This is a genomic window from Bradyrhizobium sp. USDA 4011 (assembly GCF_054063415.1).
In genome coordinates this window covers 7,583,664-7,605,216 of record NZ_JBSSGG010000001.1, presented here as the reverse complement: position 1 = coordinate 7,605,216, position 21,553 = coordinate 7,583,664, and the positions used below count along the sequence as shown (strand labels likewise).

Annotated in this window: 20 protein-coding genes; 11 read left to right on the top strand and 9 right to left on the bottom strand. The window is 64.4% G+C overall.

The features are described 5' to 3' along the window. Window positions 1-24: 24 nt before the first annotated feature. Window positions 25-1,365 carry an ATP-dependent Clp protease proteolytic subunit gene (locus ACVW1C_RS35915; protein ID WP_456762294.1) on the bottom strand — a complete coding sequence of 447 codons (1,341 nt, stop codon included), beginning with the start codon at window positions 1,363-1,365 and terminating at the stop codon, window positions 25-27. A 229-nt stretch (window positions 1,366-1,594) separates the two neighbouring features. Between ACVW1C_RS35915 and thrS the strand changes: the two genes are divergently transcribed. Both thrS and ACVW1C_RS35905 read left to right on the top strand, forming a co-directional pair. Further along, complete coding sequence (gene thrS, locus ACVW1C_RS35910; protein WP_456762293.1) at window positions 1,595-3,640, top strand: threonine--tRNA ligase; 2,046 nt, start codon at window positions 1,595-1,597, stop codon at window positions 3,638-3,640. Window positions 3,641-3,724: 84 nt separating this feature from the next. Continuing rightward, a complete protein-coding gene (locus ACVW1C_RS35905) occupies window positions 3,725-4,288 on the top strand; it encodes a nitroreductase family protein (protein ID WP_456762292.1) in 564 nt (187 codons plus the stop codon). 108 nt (window positions 4,289-4,396) lie between these two features. Here the strand turns inward: ACVW1C_RS35905 and ACVW1C_RS35900 are convergent, their stop codons facing one another. Beyond that, the gene (locus ACVW1C_RS35900) at window positions 4,397-6,895 is read right to left on the bottom strand and encodes a putative bifunctional diguanylate cyclase/phosphodiesterase (RefSeq protein WP_456762291.1); all 2,499 of its coding nucleotides are present in this window, start codon (window positions 6,893-6,895) and stop codon (window positions 4,397-4,399) included. A 281-nt stretch (window positions 6,896-7,176) separates the two neighbouring features. Next, the gene (locus tag ACVW1C_RS35895) at window positions 7,177-8,247 is read right to left on the bottom strand and encodes a hypothetical protein (RefSeq protein WP_456762290.1); all 1,071 of its coding nucleotides are present in this window, start codon (window positions 8,245-8,247) and stop codon (window positions 7,177-7,179) included. A 272-nt stretch (window positions 8,248-8,519) separates the two neighbouring features. On the opposite strand from ACVW1C_RS35895, the gene ACVW1C_RS35890 reads away from it, so the two are divergent. After that, complete coding sequence (locus ACVW1C_RS35890) at window positions 8,520-9,551, top strand: patatin-like phospholipase family protein (protein ID WP_456762289.1); 1,032 nt, start codon at window positions 8,520-8,522, stop codon at window positions 9,549-9,551. Window positions 9,552-9,568: 17 nt separating this feature from the next. Here ACVW1C_RS35890 and ACVW1C_RS35885 read toward each other — a convergent pair whose 3' ends face one another. Beyond that, entirely contained in the window at window positions 9,569-9,997 is a 429-nt protein-coding gene (locus ACVW1C_RS35885; RefSeq protein WP_176530458.1) for a CBS domain-containing protein, read from the bottom strand. A 187-nt stretch (window positions 9,998-10,184) separates the two neighbouring features. Next, window positions 10,185-11,033: a rhomboid family intramembrane serine protease gene (locus ACVW1C_RS35880; protein WP_456763261.1), complete on the bottom strand. Its 849-nt coding sequence runs from the start codon at window positions 11,031-11,033 to the stop codon at window positions 10,185-10,187. A gap of 182 nt (window positions 11,034-11,215) precedes the next feature. On the opposite strand from ACVW1C_RS35880, the gene ACVW1C_RS35875 reads away from it, so the two are divergent. Next, window positions 11,216-11,431, top strand: coding sequence for a hypothetical protein (locus tag ACVW1C_RS35875; RefSeq protein ID WP_456762288.1), 216 nt, complete (start codon window positions 11,216-11,218; stop codon window positions 11,429-11,431). Between the two features lie 310 nt (window positions 11,432-11,741). Here ACVW1C_RS35875 and ACVW1C_RS35870 read toward each other — a convergent pair whose 3' ends face one another. Together ACVW1C_RS35870 and ACVW1C_RS35865 are read right to left on the bottom strand one after the other, a co-directional pair. Further along, entirely contained in the window at window positions 11,742-12,041 is a 300-nt protein-coding gene (locus ACVW1C_RS35870; RefSeq protein WP_456762287.1) for a c-type cytochrome, read from the bottom strand. 286 nt (window positions 12,042-12,327) lie between these two features. Further along, the gene (locus tag ACVW1C_RS35865; RefSeq protein ID WP_456762286.1) at window positions 12,328-12,630 is read right to left on the bottom strand and encodes a hypothetical protein; all 303 of its coding nucleotides are present in this window, start codon (window positions 12,628-12,630) and stop codon (window positions 12,328-12,330) included. A 312-nt stretch (window positions 12,631-12,942) separates the two neighbouring features. Here ACVW1C_RS35865 and ACVW1C_RS35860 point away from each other — a divergent pair, with 312 nt between their 5' ends. The 5 genes from ACVW1C_RS35860 to ACVW1C_RS35840 all read left to right on the top strand — a co-directional run bounded on the left by ACVW1C_RS35860 (window position 12,943) and on the right by ACVW1C_RS35840 (window position 17,639). Further along, window positions 12,943-13,107, top strand: coding sequence for a hypothetical protein (locus tag ACVW1C_RS35860; protein WP_456762285.1), 165 nt, complete (start codon window positions 12,943-12,945; stop codon window positions 13,105-13,107). Between the two features lie 45 nt (window positions 13,108-13,152). Next, window positions 13,153-13,458, top strand: a complete 306-nt coding sequence (locus ACVW1C_RS35855) for a hypothetical protein (protein ID WP_456762284.1) — start codon at window positions 13,153-13,155, stop codon at window positions 13,456-13,458. A 783-nt stretch (window positions 13,459-14,241) separates the two neighbouring features. Next, on the top strand, window positions 14,242-14,796 hold the full coding sequence (locus tag ACVW1C_RS35850) for a PAS domain-containing protein (protein WP_456762283.1): 555 nt from the start codon (window positions 14,242-14,244) through the stop codon (window positions 14,794-14,796). Window positions 14,797-14,930: 134 nt separating this feature from the next. After that, complete coding sequence (locus ACVW1C_RS35845) at window positions 14,931-16,664, top strand: adenylate/guanylate cyclase domain-containing protein (protein WP_456762282.1); 1,734 nt, start codon at window positions 14,931-14,933, stop codon at window positions 16,662-16,664. Window positions 16,665-17,027: 363 nt separating this feature from the next. Continuing rightward, entirely contained in the window at window positions 17,028-17,639 is a 612-nt protein-coding gene (locus tag ACVW1C_RS35840; protein ID WP_456762281.1) for a tetratricopeptide repeat protein, read from the top strand. 186 nt (window positions 17,640-17,825) lie between these two features. On the opposite strand, the gene ACVW1C_RS35835 is transcribed toward ACVW1C_RS35840, so the two are convergent. Next, the gene (locus ACVW1C_RS35835) at window positions 17,826-17,975 is read right to left on the bottom strand and encodes a hypothetical protein (RefSeq protein WP_456762280.1); all 150 of its coding nucleotides are present in this window, start codon (window positions 17,973-17,975) and stop codon (window positions 17,826-17,828) included. A 148-nt stretch (window positions 17,976-18,123) separates the two neighbouring features. Here ACVW1C_RS35835 and ACVW1C_RS35830 point away from each other — a divergent pair, with 148 nt between their 5' ends. Both ACVW1C_RS35830 and ACVW1C_RS35825 read left to right on the top strand, forming a co-directional pair. Beyond that, window positions 18,124-20,481: an Orn/Lys/Arg family decarboxylase gene (locus tag ACVW1C_RS35830; RefSeq protein ID WP_456762279.1), complete on the top strand. Its 2,358-nt coding sequence runs from the start codon at window positions 18,124-18,126 to the stop codon at window positions 20,479-20,481. A gap of 18 nt (window positions 20,482-20,499) precedes the next feature. After that, entirely contained in the window at window positions 20,500-21,060 is a 561-nt protein-coding gene (locus ACVW1C_RS35825) for an N-acetyltransferase family protein (RefSeq protein WP_456762278.1), read from the top strand. Between the two features lie 106 nt (window positions 21,061-21,166). On the opposite strand, the gene ACVW1C_RS35820 is transcribed toward ACVW1C_RS35825, so the two are convergent. Further along, complete coding sequence (locus tag ACVW1C_RS35820) at window positions 21,167-21,388, bottom strand: dodecin (RefSeq protein WP_021077690.1); 222 nt, start codon at window positions 21,386-21,388, stop codon at window positions 21,167-21,169. Between the last annotated feature and the right edge of the window lie 165 nt (window positions 21,389-21,553).

Below are 21,553 nucleotides of genomic sequence, written 5' to 3'. Positions count from 1 at the left end.
CGTGATCGAACGGCCCTGTTGCGCTCATGGCGACGGCGATGCGGCCGGCACCGCGTTGACGCTCGGCGACGCGGCGGCCGGCAACGGGCTCGCAGGCGACGGGCTCGCAGGCTTCGGGCCCGCGCTCATTGCCGGGCACGACGCCAATAGCTGCGTCCAGCCCTGCTCCAGCCCGGTCGTTTCGATATCGAATGTCGCGAAGTCTGGCTTGAGATCGGACTTGATATTGGACTTCGGATCCGACTTGGGATCGGACTTGGGATCGGACTTGCCGTCCGACGGCGGCGTGCTTTCGCCGATCTGCAGATGCGGGACCGCCAGCATGGCCTTGACGGTGTCCGATCCCACCGGGTCGCTCCAGACCTCGTATTTGCCGAACCGCGCCGGCAACCTGCCGAATGCGATCGCCTTGGCGGCGCCGGCCATCATCACCACCGTGCTCTTGCCAGCGGCGCCCTCGTCGAACTCGCGCACGAACATCAGCCGCCCGCGATCCTTGCTCTCGCAGAACAGCCGCCACTCCATCATGCGGAACGAGCTGCCGTCGCCCTTCTTCTGTTGCGCGATCTTGCGGATATAGGGCCGGGTTTCCCTCTCCACCGCCCACAGCGTTTCCGGCAACGGCCGCGTATCGATTCCAAATCGATAGAGTTCCGGCCGCGTCAGCACGTGCAGGTTCTCGAACTTCACGGTCCGGATCAGCTCGCTGAGCTCATGACTGATTCCCATCGCCGCGAGGAACAGGTTGCGGTCGCGATCGGCGCTCACCATCTCGCGCCGCCTGAAATCGGCGACGACCTGCGGCGGCGGATTCCCGTGGACGACGAACATCAGCCTGGAGTTATGCACCGCGAGAACCGAGTCGGGCGCCACTTCACGATCGGTCGCGCCGAGGAACAGATAGGCGCAGGCCGAAACGCACATCGCGTTGCGCGTGGTGAGTTCGGCTTCGACCTCGCGTTTCGCAGCCTTGATCTTCTGGCAGGCGGCGTCGATTTGCGTACCCGTGGAACAGGCCGGCACGCTGGTACGGCCGACCCGGGCAATCGCCTTGCGTGCACGCAGAAACCGGGCGATCGCATAGGACTGCTCGACGTTCCCGCCCGGCGAATGAAGGTAGATCGGAAGCTGCGGGTCCTTGACCGCAAGCAGGAAGCTGCGAATCCGCGCCGCGGCATTCCGATCGATCTCGCCTTCGATCGCGATCCAGCGATCGCAACCGGTGCCGCAGGCATTCGCCGGGCCCTTGGCGAGGTAGATGGTCAGCTTCTTCGCAAACCCGGCCTTCTCGACCGGTGCTTCTTCCGCCCGCAAGGCGCCCGGGACCAGAAGCAACGCCACGAAAAGCAGGAGACGGGAAAACATGAACCTTGCGGATCGCGCGATGGCGGGAAAGTGGGCTTTCGACGTTAGACGATGATCGGCAGCGTCGCAACGCTTGGTGCCATCAGGTGCAGGCGAGCATCTCTCGAATCGGTGCGGCCGGAGGCCCATTTTCTTGATATTGCCGGATTGCAGGCGTCAAATCCCCTGCTATACCGCTGCTTTCCGCTTACCTGCGCTCGTTCGCAGGAGTGAGCTACAGGAGACATCGATGGCAGACACGCCCAAATCCGAGTCCGGATTCCAGTACAGCCTCTCTAACCTCAAACCCGCAGAGCCCGTGAACAAGATCGCCCTCACCTTCCCTGATGGAGCGAGGCGCGATTTCCCGAGAGGGACGACCGGCCTCGACATCGCCAAAGGCATTTCGCCCTCGCTCGCCAAGCGCACCGTCGCGATGGCGCTCGACGGCACGCTCGCCGATCTCAACGATCCGATCGAAGCCGACGCCAAGATCGAGTTGATCAGCCGTGAAGACCCCCGCGCGCTGGAACTGATCCGGCACGATGCCGCGCATGTGCTCGCCGAAGCCGTGCAGTCGCTTTGGCCCGGCACCCAGGTCACGATCGGCCCGGTGATCGAGAACGGCTTCTACTACGACTTCTTCCGCAACGAGCCGTTCACCCCGGAAGATTTTGCCGCCATCGAGAAGCGGATGCGCGAGATCGTCGCGCGCGACAAGCCGTTCACCAAGGAAGTCTGGGATCGCGAGAAGACCAAGCAGGTGTTCCGCGACAAGGGCGAGGCCTTCAAGGTCGAGCTGGTCGACGCGATTCCCGGCAACGAGCCGATCAAGATCTATTTCCAGGGCGACTGGTTCGATCTCTGCCGCGGCCCGCACATGACCTCGACCGGCAAGATCGGCAACGCCTTCAAGCTGATGAAGGTGGCCGGCGCCTATTGGCGCGGCGATTCCAACAATCCGATGCTGACCCGCATCTACGGCACGGCATTCGCCAGGCAGGAAGACCTCGACGCTTACCTGAAGCAGATCGAGGAAGCCGAGAAGCGCGACCACCGCAAGCTCGGCCGCGAGCTCGACCTGTTCCACTTCCAGGAAGAAGGCCCCGGCGTGGTGTTCTGGCACCCGAAGGGCTGGACCATCTTCCAGCAGCTGATCGCCTATATGCGGCGCCGGCTCCTCGGCGACTACAGCGAGGTCAATGCGCCGCAGATCCTCGACAAGGTGCTGTGGGAGACCTCGGGCCACTGGGACTGGTACCGCGAGAACATGTTCGCGGCGCAGTCCGCCGGCGACGAGGCCGAGGACAAGCGCTGGTTCGCGCTGAAGCCGATGAACTGCCCGGGCCACGTGCAGATCTTCAAGCACGGACTGAAGAGCTACCGCGACCTGCCGTTGCGCCTCGCCGAGTTCGGCGTCGTGCATCGCTACGAACCGTCGGGCGCGATGCACGGCCTGATGCGGGTGCGCGGCTTCACCCAGGACGACGCCCACGTGTTCTGCACCGAACAGCAGCTCGCCGATGAGTGTCTCAAGATCAACGAGCTGATCCTGTCGACCTACGCCGATTTCGGCTTCGACGGCGAGCTCACGGTCAAGCTCTCGACGCGGCCCGAAAAGCGGGTCGGCACCGACGAGATGTGGGATCACGCCGAGCGCGTGATGGCGACCGTGCTGTCCGAGATCAAGGCCAAGGGCAGCAACCGGATCCGCACCGAGATCAATCCGGGCGAAGGCGCGTTCTACGGGCCGAAGTTCGAATACGTGCTGCGCGATGCCATCGGCCGCGACTGGCAGTGCGGCACGACCCAGGTCGACTTCAACCTGCCGGAACGCTTCGGCGCGTTCTACATCGATCACGACGGCTCGAAGAAGGCGCCCGTGATGGTGCACCGCGCAATCTGCGGTTCGATGGAACGCTTCATCGGCATCCTGATCGAGCACTATGCCGGCAACTTCCCGCTCTGGCTGGCGCCGACCCAGCTCGTGGTCACGACCATCACCTCCGAGGGCGACGAGTACGCCAAGGTGGTGGCGGCAGCGGCGCGCCGCGCCGGCCTGCGCGTCGAGATCGACCTGCGCAACGAGAAGATCAACTACAAGGTCCGCGAGCACTCGCTGGCCAAGATCCCGGCCCTGCTCGTCGTCGGCAAGAAGGAAGCCGAGACGCATTCGGTCTCTGTCCGCCGCCTCGGCAGCGAGCGCCAGACCGTGATGCCGACCGACGAGGCGATCGCCGCGCTGGTGGATGAAGCGACACCGCCGGACGTGAAACGGGCGCGATCGGCCGCCTGATCTTCACAATCGGTCTAAACTGCCTTTCGTCGGCTTGGTCGTGCCCCCATCTTGGGGGCACGACTCCACTTGAAGGACATTTCCGTGCCCGATGCCATTGAACTCCTGAAGACACGCCGCTCGATGAAACCGCGCGAGATGACCGGCCCGGGCCCGTCCGCGGCCGAGCTCGAGACCATTTTGACCATCGGTGCGCGCGTGCCCGACCACGGCAAGCTCACGCCCTGGCGCTTCATCGTGTTCGAGGGTGAGGCCCGCGCCCGCGCCGGCGACGTGATCGCGAAGGTGTTTGCCCGCAAGAATCCCGGCGCGCCCGCCACAGACATCGAGGTCGAGAAGAAGCGCCTGACCGATGCGCCGCTGGTGATCGGCGTGGTCTCCTTCACCAAACCGCACCCGAAGGTGCCGCCATGGGAGCAGGAATTGTCGGCCGGTGCGAGTGCGATGAACATCGTCACCGCTGCGACCGCGCTCGGCTACGGCGCCTGCTGGCTGACCGGCTGGTTCGCCTTCGACCGCGACGTGCTCGACGGTCTCGGCCTGAAGCCGGACGAGAAGCTCGCCGGCCTGATTCACATCGGCACGCCGACCAAGCCGAGCGAGGATCGCCCGCGCCCGGCGCTGTCGGATATCGTGACGCGGTTCTGAAACCGTAGATCTGTCATTGCCGGGCTTGACCCGGCAATCCATTTACCGAAAGACACTTCTGAAGAATGTTAGAAGGCCGGGTCAAGCCCGGCCATGACGAGCGGAGAGTTACGCCGCCTTCGACGCGCGCTCCGCAAAGCCGCGCAGCAAGGCCGCGATCTCGTGCCCGGGCCGCGCCGCGCTGAACAGGAAGCCCTGTACCTCGTTGCAGCCTTCGGCGCGCAGCCAGTCGAGCTGGTCGGTTGTCTCGACCCCTTCCGCGGTCGTGGTGATCTTGAGGCTGCGGCCGAGGCCCGAGATCGCGCGCACGATCGCGAGGCAATCGGAGCGCCGCGCCAGGTCCTTCACGAAGGAGCGGTCGATCTTGATCTTGTCGAACGGGAAGCTGCGCAGATAGCTCAGGCTGGAATAGCCGGTGCCGAAATCGTCCATCGAGATGCTGACGCCGAGCTCGCGCAGCTGATGCAGGATGGCGAGATTGGCCTCGGTCTCCGCCAGAAACACCGACTCCGTGATCTCGAGCTCGAGCCGCCGCGCCGACAGGCCGGAATGGGCCAGCGCCGAAATCACGGCCTGGACCAGATTGCGGCTGCGGAACTGCACCGGCGACAGATTGACCGCGACCTTCACGTCGGCGGGCCACTTCATCGCCTCGGCGCAGGCTTCGCGCAGCACCCATTCGCCGAGCGCGACGATCAGGCCGATGTCTTCCGCAACCGGGATGAACTCCGCGGGCGAGATCATGCCCTTCTGCGGGTGCTGCCACCGCAGCAGCGACTCGAAGCCACTGATGCGGTCGGCGGCGATGTCGACCAGCGGCTGGTAGTGCAGCTCGAATTCGCCGTTGCTGAAGGCGGCGCGCAGATCGCGCTCCATGTCACGGCGCTTCTGCGCCTGCTGATCCATCTCCGGCTCGAAGAAATGGTGTACGCCCCCGCCCTCGGACTTGGCGCGATACAACGCCATGTCGGCGTTGCGCATCAGATCCTCCGACGTCGTGCCGTCGCCCGGCGACAGCGCGATCCCGACGCTGGCGCCGACCACGACCTCGAGCCCGTCGATCTCGTAGGGCGCGCTCAAGGCATCGATCAGCCGCTCGGCGAAAGCGCTCGCTTCGTTCGGCGAGACATCCGCGGCCAGCACGATCGCGAACTCGTCGCCACCGAGACGAGCCGCCACGTTGTCGTCGCGGACCACCTCGCGCAGCCGCTCCGCCACCAGCTTGAGCAGCCGGTCGCCCATCGGATGCCCGAAGGAATCGTTGACGTTCTTGAACAGATCGAGATCGATGCACATCACCGCGACGCGCCGATTGCCGGACCGGCCGCGCTCCAGCGCCTCGCGCAGGCGCTCCTGGTAGAAGTCGCGGTTCGGCAGGTTGGTCAGACCGTCATGGTGCGCCATGTGCGCGATCCGCGCTTCGGCGGCACGGCGTTCGGTGATGTCGACCACCGCGACCAGATAGCCGTCGCGGCCCTCGAACGCCACCCTGCGTCCGAAGGTCAGCACATGGATCTCGGTGCCGTCCGCCTTGATGTGCCGCCAGTCGCGGCTCGATTGATAGACGTCGCCGACCTCGCGCAAGGCGGCGCTGTGCATGGCCCACTCATCCTCCGGCCAGATCTGGCGCAGCGTCATGCCGAGAAATCTCTCCCGGCTGTACCCATAGTGCTGAACCGCGGCGTCATTGACGCTGAGGAACTCCATCGTGCCGGCGTCGAATACCCACATCGGCATCGGGTTGTTCTCGAACAGCAGGCGGAACGACAGCTCGCGCTGCTTCAGCGCGGTGACGTCGGAGACTGTCAGCGACAGCATATCGCCGAACGCCGTGACGCCGAGCCGCAGGCAGCGATCGCCGCTGTCGATCTCGAACTGGCCGCCAGGACCGTTGCCGACGAATCCGCTCCCGACGAATCCGCGCAGGCGGTTCATCACCGCCGGCGCCGCGAGCGGATTGCCGCCGGCGCTGAGCCGGCGCCACAGCAATTCGGTCGCGGGCTGCATCAGGAGCCGTGCGGCGCCCTGATTGAGATGCACGATCTGGAAGTCGGCCGCCTCGCCCCGCGCGTCGCGGATCGCGGCGAGCGACAGTACGCCCTCGTCGGTGGCCGAGAAAATCGTATCGAGAAGATTGTACTGCGCATTGCGCTCGTTGACATAGACGCCGACCAGGATGCCGCCCCAGCGCGACCGCGTCGGCAGCGCCAGCACGTCGAAGGTCCGCACCAGACCGTCGCGCACGCAATGCGCCGACGCGAGATAGGGCCGGCAGTTCTCGCGCGCATTCGCGGCGGCTTCGGTCAATGCCGTCGCGCAGTCCGGCGGCAGCGCGCTGAGTGGAATATCCCAGCGCTCGTCGTTCAGCCAGGTCTGGACATAGCGGCCGGTGTGCGAGACGCTGAGCACGCCGTCGACGTTGCGCAACAGCACGATGTGATCCGCGAGCCGGCCAAGACTGCCGAGCATCACGTCTTCATAATGCGGCAGCTTTTCACCGGGACGGACTGCCGCCTGCCACTTGCGTTGCAGAACCGGAACGTCGGCGAACATCTCGGAATTGAACTTCGCCGAAGTCTTTGCTGATTTCTTGTTGGCCACGATCATGGCACGCCCCGTTCACGCAAACGCCGGAGCATGATCCGGAAAATGCGAAACAGCTTTCCGAAGGGATCATGCTCAAGCAAAAAGCCAAGGCGCGATGACGACACAATTTGAACTCGGCGCGCTTTGGTCCCCGTGGCATCCAAGTCATGCCGCGGCTTAACGCCATGTAAAAATAGCGAGCCCGTGCGTCGCCGCCAGCGATTATGACAGCTCAAATTGGCGCGATGGTTAGTTCACGTTAGAGACTATGACAGTTGCATGAAATGCAATTCGAGCGGGCGTCAGCGCGCCACGACCTCGACTTCGCCATCGACGCCGTTGACGACGTTGAAGGGACGCTCGAACACCTTGCCCTCGTTCTTGGCGATCGCACGATACTCGCCTTCGGAGAGCACGACGCGCGGGAACGCACCGATCGATTCCTTGATCACGTCGCCGCCCGGCGTGATCACCGACCATGCGGTGTTGGCGAGTGCTTCGCCGCCCTTCTCGCCGACCAGCTTGAGGGTGATGACGGCCGCGCGATGCGTGACGGTGACGTCGGTGAGCTTGCCCGCCGCGACGCGAATGTCGGAACGCACCACCGAGTTGGCGTCACCATAGTTGGAGACGATGTAATAGGTGCCCTCCGGCAGCAGCGCGACGTCGCCGGCGGACACGTTGGGCACCAGCGGCCCACGGTCCGAGCCGTCGAACTGGCTGCCCTTGTAGATCGCGAACGAAATCTGGTTGGCCGGGATCTTGCTGGAGCCGACCCGGCCTTCGATCCGCAGGCCCCCGGCCGGCAGCACGAAGGACTCGCGGTCGGTCTCCGACTTCAGGCTGACCGCGCGGACCGCGCTGACGAGGCCGAGCGCGACATGGACGACATAGTTGCCGGGCGGCAGCACGAGGTTGGGCGTCGCCCCGCGCTCCTCGCGGATCAGCTTGTAGGTGCCGTTGTCATCCGGCTTGTCGGCGAACACCCGCCACACCAGCCCGGCATTGATCACCGGCAGGTCCTTGCCGTATCGCGCCGTCAGCGACAGCACCGCCTGCCCGGCGGTCGGCGAGCCGGCCGGCGGCGTCACCGGAGGCACGGTCGCGATCGACGGCTGGACGACGGTCGGCTGGGTCAGCGGACCAGGCAGAACGGGCCCTGAACCGGGCCCGGACGGCGGCGCCAAATTGAGCGCCGGGCCGGACGGCACGTCCGGAACCGAGGCGGGCGGGATTGGCGGTGGCCGGTCGCTGAAGAACTGCGCCGACACCGAAGCCGGGATCAAGGCGAGCAAAAATGCCGCAAGCGTCAACAGCGGAAGGAGCCGCATGCCCCGCCCGCATCCGCCGATGCCGTTGCCCCTCGAAGTCATCACCATGCTTTTCAACGAAAACGCGGCAAATTCAAGCCTTCGTCCAATGCTTTGTCACAGTCCCGGGGGCGCCGTCCCCGGTTTGGAACCGCTCGATCAAGCCGATGTTAGTCGTATCGTCGCGGTCAAGTCACATTCCCTGCCTACCGCGGTCCACCCGGGGCATGAATCATGCCTGTGGGGAATAACCATGAAACCGGACGACGCTGGCGCAGCGATGCCGCGCGGCCTAGTCTCGCGCTGGCAGGAGATTTGCCGTGTTGGATAGCTGGATGGGCCGAGGCCAAAAGAGCTCCGACGGTCCTGACAAGGTAGGACTGGGAACGGTTCGCCGGCCGGTGATCGGGCTCGCGCTCGGCGGTGGCGCTGCGCGCGGCTTTGCCCATATCGGCATTATCAAGACCCTGCTCGCCCATGGCATCGTCCCCAACGTGGTGGTCGGCACCTCGATCGGCTCCGTGGTCGGCGGCGCCTATGCCGCCGGCCATATCGACAGACTCGAGCAATGGGCCCGCAGCCTGCAGCCACGCAGCGTGCTCGGCTACCTCGACATCCGCCTCACCGGTTCCGGCCTGATCGGCGGCACCAAGCTCGCCGCCGAGATCGAGGCGGCGCTGGGCCAGGTCATGATCGAGGACCTCGCGGTCAAGTTCGCCAGCGTCGCAACCGAAGTCCGCACCGGGCACGAGATTTGGCTGACCCAGGGCCGTGTGGTCGACGCGATGCGCGCCTCCTACGCCCTGCCCGGCATCTTCGCGCCGGTGCTGATCGGCGACCGTTGGCTGGTCGACGGCGCTCTGGTCAATCCGGTGCCGGTTTCGGCCGCCCGCGCGCTCGGCGCCGAGATCGTCATTGCGGCGAACCTCTCCAGCGACGTGTTCGCGCACTCGACCACGATCTACAATCACGGGCCGTCCGCCGCGCCCGAGGTGACGGTTGCGGTGACTGCCGAGGCAGAGATCGAGCCGGAACCGCCGAAGCGGCGGTTCGGCCGCTTCTTCTCCGCCGAACGGACCGTGAAGCGGGAGTTTTTCGGCAGCGCCAGCCGGCCCGGAATCTCGAGCGTCATGGTCGACGCCTTCAATATCATGCAGGACCGCATCACCCGTGCGCGCCTCGCCGGCGACCCGCCCGACATGCTGATCTCGCCGCGCGTCGGTCAGATCGGCTGGTTCGACTTCCACCGCGCCGACGACCTGATCGCACATGGCATCCGCGCAGCCGAACGCGCCATCGGCGCCATCGAGGAAGCCATCGAGATCCTGGTGCCGCCGTCCAACGGCACGGGCACCGCCGGGAAATAGCGCTTAGGCCGTTTTGCTCAGGCGGTCTTGATGTAGTCGCGCAGCGCTTCCTGCTCGTGCTCATATTCCTGCACGCGGCGCTTGACGACGTCGCCGATCGAGATCAGCCCGACCACCTTGCCGTCCTCGACGACAGGGAGGTGGCGGAACTTGCCGGTGGTCATCATCTCCATGAGGCCGCTGACGGTATCGGACTCGCGGCAACTCACGACCTTCTTGGTCATCACCGCGCTCACCGGTTCGTCCAGCACGCCCGCGCCGCGCTCTGAGAGCACGCGCACGATGTCGCGCTCCGACAGGATGCCTTCCATCCGGCCCTGCTCCATCACCAGCACGGCGCCGATCTTGCGCTCGCCGAGCAGCTTGATCGCGGCCGAGAGCTTCGCGCCGGGCGCGACGCTCATGACCTGATGGCCCTTTGCATCGAGAATGGAACGTACCGTCATTGCCGCCTCCTGAATCCGCTCGCGCCTGCTTCAGCGGGGTCGAGCCTGTTCGCCAGAGTCTTCAATCAACAGTTCCGCGCCGATTTCGGTTCCGGGGCGCGGTCGGTAGCTGGGCTCGATGTGTCGGCCCGCTTTGTTCTATGTCGCAAAGATGATGGAGGAATTCGAACCGAGCCGCAAGCGGCGATCAGACGCGGCCGGGCTGGTCCATCGACGACGCATCCGCAGCATCGTCTCGCGCGCGCGGAATCGGATCGAACAGCGAGAACAGCAACAGCCCGGCGAGGAAGCCGCCGATATGCGCCTGCCAGGCGACGCTCGCGTCCTCGGCGCCGAGCGACAGCGAGGTGGCGCCGAACAGGATATTGACGCCGAACCAGATCGCCAGGAACGCGAGCACCCGCCCGTTGCGCAGCGCCCGCCAGAGCGACAGTGCGGGCACCTTGGCCGCCGCGTCGGCGTCGCCGCGGCTGAACGACAGGAAGCTGCCTCTCACAAAGGCGAAGCGCATCGCCGCAGCCATCGTCCCCGACACCGAGGCCGACGCGCCGATCATCGGCGCAATGGCGTGCTCATGGGTCAACAGATGCGCGAGCGCGCCGGCGGCCGCCGTCACCGCCATGAAGACAAAAAACCGCACCGCACCGAAGCGCCGCGCCAGCGCGCTGCCGAACGGCAGCAGCCACAGCACATTGAAGCCGATATGGGTGAGGTTCGCGTGCAGCAGCGAATAGGTGACGAAGGTCCAGACCTTGGCGCCGTCTCCGCCCGGGAAGGTGATGTCGAGCAGCGTCGAATCGTAGCGCTTCGGGATGAAGCCGAAGACGTCGATGGTCCAGTTTTCCATCTCCGGCGGCAGCAGCACCCGCAGATGGATCACCGCGATCAGGAGGATGTAGGCGGTGAGCGCCGGCGGCAACGTAAGGATCGGCTCGCGCGGCGCTTCCGGCGGCGGCTCGAGCGGGGATTCGGGATGGGAGTCCAAGGGATCGGCGACCTCGCACGCGGCTGTGCGTCCCAGATAGGCGGCTTTCATACCGCTGTGCAAGTGCACAATCCCGAAATCGGACATCTCTCGTGTCCCGGATGCGTCGCAGCACGCAGACTCCCTGAACTTGCGAGACCTAAGACGCCTTCCGCATCCATTTGGTGCAAGATGAACGCGTAATTCTTTGTTTACATCCTCGCGAGCGGGCGAAGCGGAACGCTGTATGTGGCGTGACCAAGCCGCTGGGCGGTGACATCGAGGCCGAATTCACGAAGCTCATCGACGCCGAGGCGCAGGCGACCCGCAAGGCTGGTGGACGTCCGGCGACGGCCTTCGACCGCTACTTGGAAGGGTCAAAGCCAAAGGTGATGCGTGGAGATGACGAGGTGCGCTTAGGAAATCGTCTCGTAACCTTACACCCAGAAACGATAGAGGCCGCCCACTGAGGCGGCCTCTGATTGAGCGACCCCAGCAACCATTGGGGGCCTATGACGGAGGCTAGTTGCTGGGGCCATCTACTGGCCCGATGCGCTGAGCCAGATTGCGGTCACTCCACGTACATGACGACGCCGATGACGACGAGCGGGCTCAGCCCGAGGAGCACGATGCAAACGCTTTCGAGTATGTCACTGCCCATGACACAACCCCTACAGTTGGGGTTGAAGCCTACGCCCGGGAACCGACCGCACCAGTGCAGATTGTGCCAAGCCGTAGAATCACGGTGATGGGCCGGTTGCCTATAACCTCGCCTCTGCGCTATTTGCGCAGCGACGCGATGTAAGCGGCGATATCCGCTGCTTCGACTCGGCTCAGCGGAAAATTTGGCATCTTTGGATGCGGGTCGAGCAGGAAAAGCGCCAGCTTCTCGGGACTAAAATCTGGGTTACGCGCAACTGCAGCAAATGGCGGCACGTCGGCGACTGCCTGCTTCTGATCGTCGCTGACCACGTGACAGGTGGCGCACCATCGTTTTGCCAGCTCCGCCCCGTGGTTTGCATCCGCAGCAAGGGCCGCCGATCCGGTCAGTTTAAACGCGACGGCGAAAAATTGCTGCATGACAGATTTTCATTGAGCAGGATTCCAACTCGATGGATCGCTTTTACCGCTGATCGGCCACGGCTTGAAGGGGGCAGATGATCGCGATACTCTCGTGCCGCATCGCAGCACGGCCGTATGTCCCTTGTGGGATCGGGGTCGGATCAACTTGGTCGGTGATTGGACGCCTATCCGGATGCCTGAAGAGATCGCGAACGCCAACATTGCGCACTTCAAGACGCTCCTTGAGACGGAAACGGACGCGGAGAGGCGCGCCGCCATCGAACGCCTACTGGCGGAGGAGGAGCTAAAGGTCGCCGCCTTGCGCAATGCCCGGACCGAGCGCAACAAAAAGCGCTGAGTTGGAGGCCTGCCATTCGCGCCAATGGGTTGGATGAATGGCCACGGGGGCCGCCGTCTCCGCGCTTACCCAACCCCGAAGCACACGGCGGCACGGAAAGACAACCGCGTGGGTTTCTCCAGCGTCGAAAACCGCGACTTCGAGATCACGGTCGAACGGTGCGCTCGCTATCGTCTGCCAGTCCATAGCAAAATGGTCTGGCAGTTCCTTGGCAGCGTCTTTGACCTTCATCAATTCAAGCTTGGTCATTGTCGTCGGACACCGCTAACGGACACTCTTAGCTCATCATGGCCCCGAGCATCCTGACCTCATCGAGCATCATCTAGCCCGAAGGAGCCCGTGTTTAAAATTCGGGTGGTGTGCGTAAGGGGTTTCCCGGATCAGGGGTATTCGAGTCCGCCCATATCTCGCTGCACAAGTGCTTGCAGGCCGTCCACTTGATGGCGCCCGGCAAGCATTTCGGTCCCTCAGCATATTGCCGGGTAGCCGACATTTGACTCGCTAATTGCTTTTCCGAGGCGCAGCATAACGAACCTTGGCTCAGCCAAAGGAAGTCGAGCCATGTTGAATTTCATTTTTCAGGCGAACATCGCTCACTACAAGAAGCTACTGGCGACCGCGACCGACGCTAGGAAGATCGCCCTGCTCCACAAGCTGTTGGGGGAGGAAGAAGCCAAGCTGGCCGACTTCCATATCAAGAAGGCGAGAGAGAAGGCGGCCTCATGAAGCCGAAGCTTCGGATTCTGCTGTCGGAAACCGTCGGAGTTGAACATGGCCCTCCTCAGACGCGAGTTGTACCGCCAAGTTAGAGGCCCTGAGGTCACCCACGCGGATCGTTGCGCACTGGTCTTCGATACGGACACCAAAAGCTTGTATGTCGAGCGGGAGGTGGCGCATTTGGACGCAAGCGTCAGCGGTACAATTGAGATCCAAACTGCCGCAATGGATATCGCGGATTATCTCAAGCAAGGTGGACAAACAGCCGGGCACCGCGAATTGTGGCGGCTGCTGAGGACACTCTTCAAAGACACTGATGATACCGAAGAGATGATCGGTTACGTGCGCGCGCTCCGATAGCCGCCATCTTACGGGCAGGCTTCGCGAGGTTCTTATCGATCTTTTGAGTTGCGAGCGTAGGATTAAATGCCGGTTGCCGCTGGCACCCCGGCTTTTCCGCGCCCAGGTCCGGGCGCATTTTTGGCCGTCATCTCATTCTTCGCCTCCTGCTCAGCCATCATGCTGATCACGCGAAGGCTCCTCTGCCTTTCGGCGTGCGTCCTTTATGCCGCTTTCAAATGTTGCTTCCGGGATCGCAGCCATCTTACGGGCGCGAGGGTGATGGGCCTTTCGGAAACGGCTTCGGCTTCGGCGGGGGGCGGCGGTTCGTCGTCGAGCCTCTCGCGACGAGATGAGGGACGCGTTGCGGTGATCAAAAGGAGACGGCTGTCCCGAACTGGAAATGCAGTGCGCGGAAAAACGTCAATAAAAACAAACAAGGGAGGGCGCTGAGAACGCCCTCCCTGATCGGCTGGTCTTCTCGTACCCCAGAGGGATCGGGAGAAAATCCCCACCCCTCCCCGCACGGTGACCAAACTGTTTGACGCCACCTGTGTACCAACTACGCCGGCGCTTGGGGCAGCCGGCGAACGGGAACGCGCGGACCCTATGCGCAGGTTCCGCGGCCGCCAAGGACATAGTTAAATTTACCTTAACAACACAAAGCTGCCGATAAGCCGCCCAAACCGCGGCCACGGCATGGACGCTGCACAGCCCTCCCTGCACAACAGAAAAGGGAAGGCGCCTGAGCAAAACCGGGACAGATGTGTCCCGCCGAGCCAGGTGCCGGGCAAGGTTCTTTAGATGAAACACAGCTCCAGCCGCGAATTCTTCGCCTATTGGAATGCGAAGCGCGGCACTGCGCGTGCACCCGACCGGAGCGAATTCGAACCGTCCGCGGTGCGCGGGCTGCTGTCCGACATCTTCGTGCTGTCCTATGACGGCGAGACCCGCTTTCCGTTCCGCGTCGCCGGCACCCGCACCTCCGCCCTGCTCGGCTGCGACCTCAAGAACCGCAGCTTTTCCGCCCTTTTCACCGACAAGAGCCGCGGCGAGATCGAAGACATCATCACCTGTGTCGTCGAAGAGACCCTGCCGGCCATCGCCGGTGTCACCGCCACGACCGAAACCGGCTCCAGGGCGCACCTTGAATTGCTGCTGCTGCCCTTCACCGCCCGCGTCCATATGCCGGCGAGCCTGACCGGCCTGCTCGCCCCGTTCGAGGATGACGTCAGCCGGCTGCACGACCTCGTCCTGACCTCGTGGCGCTACCTGCATCCCCAGGAGCGGCTGGTGCCGCGGACCCTGCGCAAGCTCGCGATCGCGCGCGGCCTCATGGTCTACGAAGGGCTGCGCTAGCCTCTGACGCCCTCCCTTGTCCGGCGGGGAGACCGGCCACGCCGGTCGCTTGCACCGCGGGCCGCGGAACTCTATTAGCTGTTTCGCCGCCATGGCGGGGTGATCCGTTTATTGCAGCTGCGGCCGGGCTGGGCATGTTTCGCAATTCGATCAGGCAGAAGATCGTCGGCATCGCCGCGGGACTCATCGTCCTCGCGGTGATCACCTCGCTGCTGTCGATGGTGATGGCGGGCCGGGTCGGCCATCTCCTGGATGAGCTCACCAACCGCTACATCCCCGCCTATGGCCATCTCGCCCGCGTCAACATCCGCTCGCTGGAGCGGTCCCTGGCGATGCGCCGGATGATGATGGCCAGGATGCAGGCGCCGGCGGAAGCCAGCGGCTACGACGCGGCGCGCAAGACGTTCGACGAGATCGAACCCCAGATCAAGCGCGAGGCCGACGCCGCACGCGCGCTGATCGATGCGATCATCGCCGATCCCTCGACCCCCTCCGACGATTATGCGCTCGGGCGCCTGGATGACCGCATCGACAATGCCGTCAACGACCTCCTGATGCGACTGAACACCGAGAACAAGACGCTGCTCGACCAGCTCGACGCCCAGGACTTTGCAGCCGCGAGAGCGACCACGCTCCGCGCCGACGTGCTGCGCGACGACTTCGCCAACAAGATCGAAGGCGTCCGTACCGACATGCTGGCGCAGGTCGCTTCGGCCGCCGCGAAGGTGATGAGTGCCCAGCAGCGGGCGATCATCATCTCCGGTGTCGTGACCGCGATTGCCGCGATCCTCGGCTTCGTGTTCGCGATGCTGGTCGGCAGCGGCATCACGCGCCCGGTGATGCGGCTGCTGGAGGGCACCCGCGAGGTCGAGGCGGGCCGCCTCGACGGCACCATCGCGATCACGACCCAGGACGAGATCGGCCAGCTCTCCGCCGCCTTCAACCGCATGATCGAGACGCTGCGTCACAACCAGCGCATCCGCGAGACCTTCGGTCGCTACATCAACCCGCGGATCGCCGAGGGCCTGCTCGAGCAGCCGGCGATCGCCGCCACCGAAGGCCAGCGCCGCATCATGACCGTGATGTTCTGCGACATGAAAGGCTTCACCAGCCTGAGCGAAGGCGTGACGCCGCGCGGCCTCGTCAAGATCATGAACCTGTATCTGTCGACGATGTCCGCGCCGGTCCACGCGCATCGCGGCATCATCGACAAATATATCGGCGACGCCATCATGGCCTATTGGGGCGCCCCGTTCGTCGAAGAAGCCGAGCAGACCCATCTGGCCGCGCTTGCCGCCATCGACATGATCGGCCAGGTCAACCAGCTGCGCAAGGATCTGCCCGAACTGCTCGACGTGCGCGCCATCCCGGCCGATTGCGACATCCGGATCGGGATTGCCACCGGCGAAGCGCTGGTCGGCAGCATCGGCTCGGAATTCATGATGAGCTACACCGTGCTCGGCGACACCGTGAACCTCGCCTCGCGGCTGGAAGGCGCCAACAAGTTCTACGGCAGCCGCAGCCTGATCTCGGAGGCCACCGCGAGCGCCTGCGCCGCGACCATCGAGCTGCGCGAGGTCGACCGCCTCGTCGCCGTCGGCCAGACCCAGCCGGTTGCCGTGTTCGAGATCCTCGGCAAGAAGGATCAACTGACGCCGGCGCAGACCGAGTTGCGGCAGCGCTACGCCGATGGTCTCGCCGCCTATCGCGACCGCCGCTGGGACGACGCCGAGCAAGCTTTCGCGGCCGCGCTGGCTGCGGCGCCGGGCGACGGACCGTCGATCGCGATGAAGGCGCGCGTCGCAGCGTTCAGGCAAAATCCGCCTGCGGCGGATTGGAACGGCGCCTGGCACCTGGAGCAGAAGTAGCGACACTTGCGGCCCGCATAAGCCAACGGCTCGCGCGAAATGCGCGCCCGATGACGGGCTCCGCGATATGCGGAACGAAAGATCCCGGATATCGCTTCGCTCATCCGGGCTTCACGCATTGACGCTGACCTGCCCTTCACACTGCCCTTGTGCGACCGGCGCGATTCTAACACCGATGTTAGTTTCGGCTCCGCCGTTCGATGGTGCGAACAAAACATTCGGCGCGCGTGCAAGCAGGAGCTCCGGAAGCGACAGTGCGATTGCCGCATCGGCAAACAATTTTCAGAACGCGCGGAATGTCTCTCTCGATCGGGAGTTAGTGCTTCAGATCAATGACTGTCCACGTCTAGTCGGGAGGTGCGCATGATCAAGTCACCGATGAAGCTCGCAATGCTCACGGCATTTCTGACAGCACCGATCATCCTGCTCCCACCGCACACCGTCCTCGCCGCCGGTGGAGGTGGTGGTGGCGGAGGAGCAGGCGGCGGAGACTTCTACGGGTCGAGCTACAGCACGCCTGCGCCAGCGTATCCCCAGCAGAAGGACAGAAAGACCACGCACCGGGTCAGGAAGCCGATCAAGCAATCCGGCTTCGATGATCCGGCATTCCGCGACGGCTTTCGCGCGGCTTATGCGACGATCTACGAACGCAACGACTACGCCGCCGCGATCGATCAGCTGCACGCGCTCGGCCGCGATGATCATCCGAACGTTGCGAACCTGATCGGCTACTCCTATCGCAAGCTCGGCGACTACAAGCAGTCGCAGGTCTGGTACGAGCGCGCGCTCAAGGCCGATCCCAACCACGTGCTGACGTGGAACTACTACGGCCTTTGGCAGATCGAACAAGGCAACCGCGACCAGGCGCAGTATCATCTGCAGCGCATCGCCGAGATCTGCGGCACCGACCGCGAGGAGTATCGCACGCTGGCGGCCGCACTGGAGAAGCCGCCGGGTACCAACCTCGTCTACTGAGCGCACTGGCGCTGAGCCGGTACAAGCGGAATGCGGGATCGCCGGGCTGGCGCCGGATATCGCTTCGCGCGTCCGGGCCGCGCGCGCCGTTGGCGTCCTTCGGCCCCGTCCGCTATCGTGCTGCGCTACGGCCTGGTGCCGGCCGCCCCCTGACCGCTCAGAAACCTGCACCGCTGGCGGCCCTGCTCAAAACCACGTCGTGCCGAGCGGCAGGCCGAGCTTCATGCGCCCGCTCAGCGGATAGCTGTTCGGCGTCATCGGGACATGCTTGATCGCCGCCTGGACGTCGAGCGCGGCCAAATGGTCGGCAACAGCGGGGTTGGCAGGCTGGGGCATGGCGCCTTCCTTTTGCGAAAGCTGGCAATATCGGGAGTTCAGCGCGGCCAGGCGGATTTGGCCATGGCACCTGGCGTCGCAGCGGGATTGTCATCTCTTTGTCATGAATTGTGCCGACAGGTTCAGCCGAACCAGTTCGGGGACACGCATGGACTATTTCAAACGCTTCAACTTCCTGTTCGCCGCGCCGGTTTTCGAGGCCGACGACCTCGAAGGCATCCGCTTCAACCAGATCATCGCTGAAATCGAGCGCTCCGGCTTCGAGGTGGTCCGCGCCCGCAAGCTGGAAGATGCCGAGATCGCGGTGCAGACCGATGCGGCGATCGGCTGCATGGTGGTCGACTGGGGCAAGAAGGGCCTCGAGGGCAAGACCGCGGCTTTGATCAACCTGATGCGCCGGCGCGGCCTCGACTTCCCGATCCTCCTGCTGATCCGCCGCAAGCGGTTCGAGGACCTGCCGGTCGAGGTGCTCGATTTCATCGACGGCTACGTGTTCCTGTCCGAGGAAACCCCGCCCTTCATCGCCAAGAACCTGATCTCGAGGCTGAAGCAATATGCCGAGAACCTGAAGACCCCGTTCTTCGGGGCGCTGGTCGACTACGCCGAGGAAGGCAACCAGCTCTGGACCTGCCCGGGCCACAATGGCGGCGTGTTCTACAGCCGCAGCCCGATCGGCCGGGTGTTCGTCGAGCATCTCGGCGAGGCGGTGTTCCGCGACGACCTCGACAATTCCGTGCTCGATCTCGGCGACCTCCTCACCCATGAGGGGCCGGCGCTGCGGGCGCAAAAGGAAGCCGCCAAGATCTTCGGCGCCGAGAAGACCTATTTCGTGCTCAACGGCACCTCGACCTCCAACAAGGTCGCGCTCGGCTCGCTGGTCACCGACGGCGATCTCGTGCTGTTCGACCGCAACAACCACAAGGCCGCCCATCACGGCGCGCTCCTGATCGGCGGCGGCATCCCGGTCTATGTGCCGACGGTGCGCAACGCCTGGGGCCTGATCGGCCCGATGTGCTGGGACCTGCTCGACGAGGGGAGCTTGCGCGACCAGATCCGCAAGCACCCGCTGGTCAAGGACGAGAACGCCTGGAAGAAGGAGCGTCCGTTCCGCGTCGCCGTGGTCGAGCAGTGCACCTATGACGGCACCATCCACTCCGCCGAGATGATCCTCAAGCGGATCGGCCATCTCTGCGACTACATCCTGTTCGACGAGGCCTGGGCCGGCTTCATGAAGTTCCACCCGATCTATTCCGGCCGCTTCGCGATGGGGCTTTCCAACCTCGGCCCCGAGGCGCCCGGCATCATCGCCACCCAATCGACCCACAAGCAGCTCGCGAGCTTCTCGCAGGCCTCGCAGATCCACATCCGCGACCGCCACATCAAGGGCCAGAAGCGCCGGGTCGAGCACCGCCGCTTCAACGAAAGCTTCATGCAGCACGCCTCGACCTCACCGTTCTATCCGATCTTCGCCTCGCTCGACGTCGGCGCGCAGATGATGAAGGGCCGCTCCGGCGAAGTGCTGTGGGACGACACGATCCGGCTCGGCATCGAGCTGCGCAAGAAGATCCGCGCGGTGAAGCGCGAGTTCGAGGAGAAGGAGACGCGAGCTGAGCGGCGCTGGTTCTTCGAGCCGCTCGTGCCGGACCGCGTGATGATCCCCGACGTCGCGCGCGAGAACGGCGTGCACAATGTCGCGTGGGAGACGATCTCGACCGATCAGCTCGCGACCAATCCGTCCTACTGGCAGCTCAGCCCGGGCGAAACCTGGCACGGCTTCCCCGAGTTGACCGCGGGCTTCGCCATGACCGACCCGAACAAGCTCACTTTGCTGACGCCGGGGTTCGATCACGCCACCGGTGCCTATGCCGACCACGGCATCCCCGCCCCGGTCGTCGCGCAATATCTGCGCGAGAACCAGATCGTCGCCGAGAAGAACGACCTCAACTCCCTGCTCTTCCTGCTGACGCCCGGCGTCGAGGCCAGCAAGGCCGGCACGCTGGTGTCCGGGCTCGTCGCTTTCAAGAAGCTGCACGACGACAACGCGCTGGTCGAGGACGTCATTCCCGAATTCTTCCGCCGCCGCCCGCAACGCTACACCGGGGTGCGGCTGCGCGACCTGTGCGGCGACATGCACCGCTTCTTCCGCGACGGCGGCGTCAGCACGCTGCAGGCCAAGCAATTCCTGCCCGAGCATCTCCCGGAGATCGCGATGTCGCCGCGCCAGGCGGCGCAATATCTGATCCGCAACGACGTCGACTATCTGCCGATCGACCAGATCTTCGGCCGCATCGCCGCGACGCCGTTCGTGGTCTACCCGCCCGGCATCGCCACCATCGTGCCCGGCGAACGGCTGTCGGAACGCAGCAAGCCGATGATCGATTACTTGCGGATGTTCGAGGCGAGCTTCAATGCGTTCCCGGGCTTCGAGGTCGAGGTCCAGGGCATCTACAAGGAGATCGACGACGCGGGCCGCGTCCGCTTCTACACCTATGTCGTGTCCGGATAGGCCAGCGGACGCAACGCAATGGAGAATGATCAAAAGATCACCGTCCGTCCCTCGCGCGACAGCGACGTCGATGCGATGCTGTCGATCTACCGCTATCACATCCGCCACGGCGTCGAGGAGAGCGTCGACGATTCCGGCACGCCGGAGCCCGACGACCTGCGCGACCGCCGCAAGAATCTGCGCAACACCCGCCTGCCGCATCTGGTCGCGCTGTGCGACGGCGAGGTGGTCGGCTATGCCTATGTGGTCCAGTTCCGCAAGCGCCCGGCCTATCGCTATACGGTGAAGCATTCGATCTACATTCACCACGGCTTCACCGGCAAGGGCGTCGGCGGCCGGCTGTTGCAGGAACTGGTCGACACCTGCGCGGCGGCCGGCTTCCGCCAGATGATCGGCTACATCGACAGCGACAATGCCGCGTCGCTGGCGCTGCACGACCGCTTCGGCTTTGCCCGCGTCGGGCATCTGCCCGGTGTCGCCTATCGCTACGGCCGCTGGTCCGACACCGTGATGGTGCAGCGCTCGCTCGCCGCCGGCTCGACCGCCCCGCCGCCACCCGCGCCGCTGTCGCGGCGGTGATGGAGGACCACACACCATCCGTCGTCGTCCCTGCTTTCGCAGGGACGACATCGACTATGTTGCACGGCCCCGGAGTCACACGTCCGCATTCTCGCGACCGCGCGCCCTACTCCAGCGTGAAGCCGACCCGCAGCGTCACCTGATAGTGCGCGACCTTGCCGCCCTCGATATGGCCCCGGGTCTGCACCACCTCGAACCATTTCATTTCCCGGATCGTCTTCGACGCACGGCTGACGGCGTTCTCGATCGCCGCCTCGATACTCTTGTCCGATGATCCGACCAGTTCGAGGATCTTGTAGACGTGGTCCTTGTCGTGCGTGGTGGGCATGTCGACCTCCCTGGGGTTGCTGCGCGATCCGGACAATTTGCACTCCGATCCGGACAGTCCGCCGTCCGGTACGGGCTGTCGTCAAACCACGAATGCTGCGCGGCAACACACCGGTTGACTTGAATCAACGTGTTGCGGCGCCTTTGGTGCCAGCATGCATTTGGT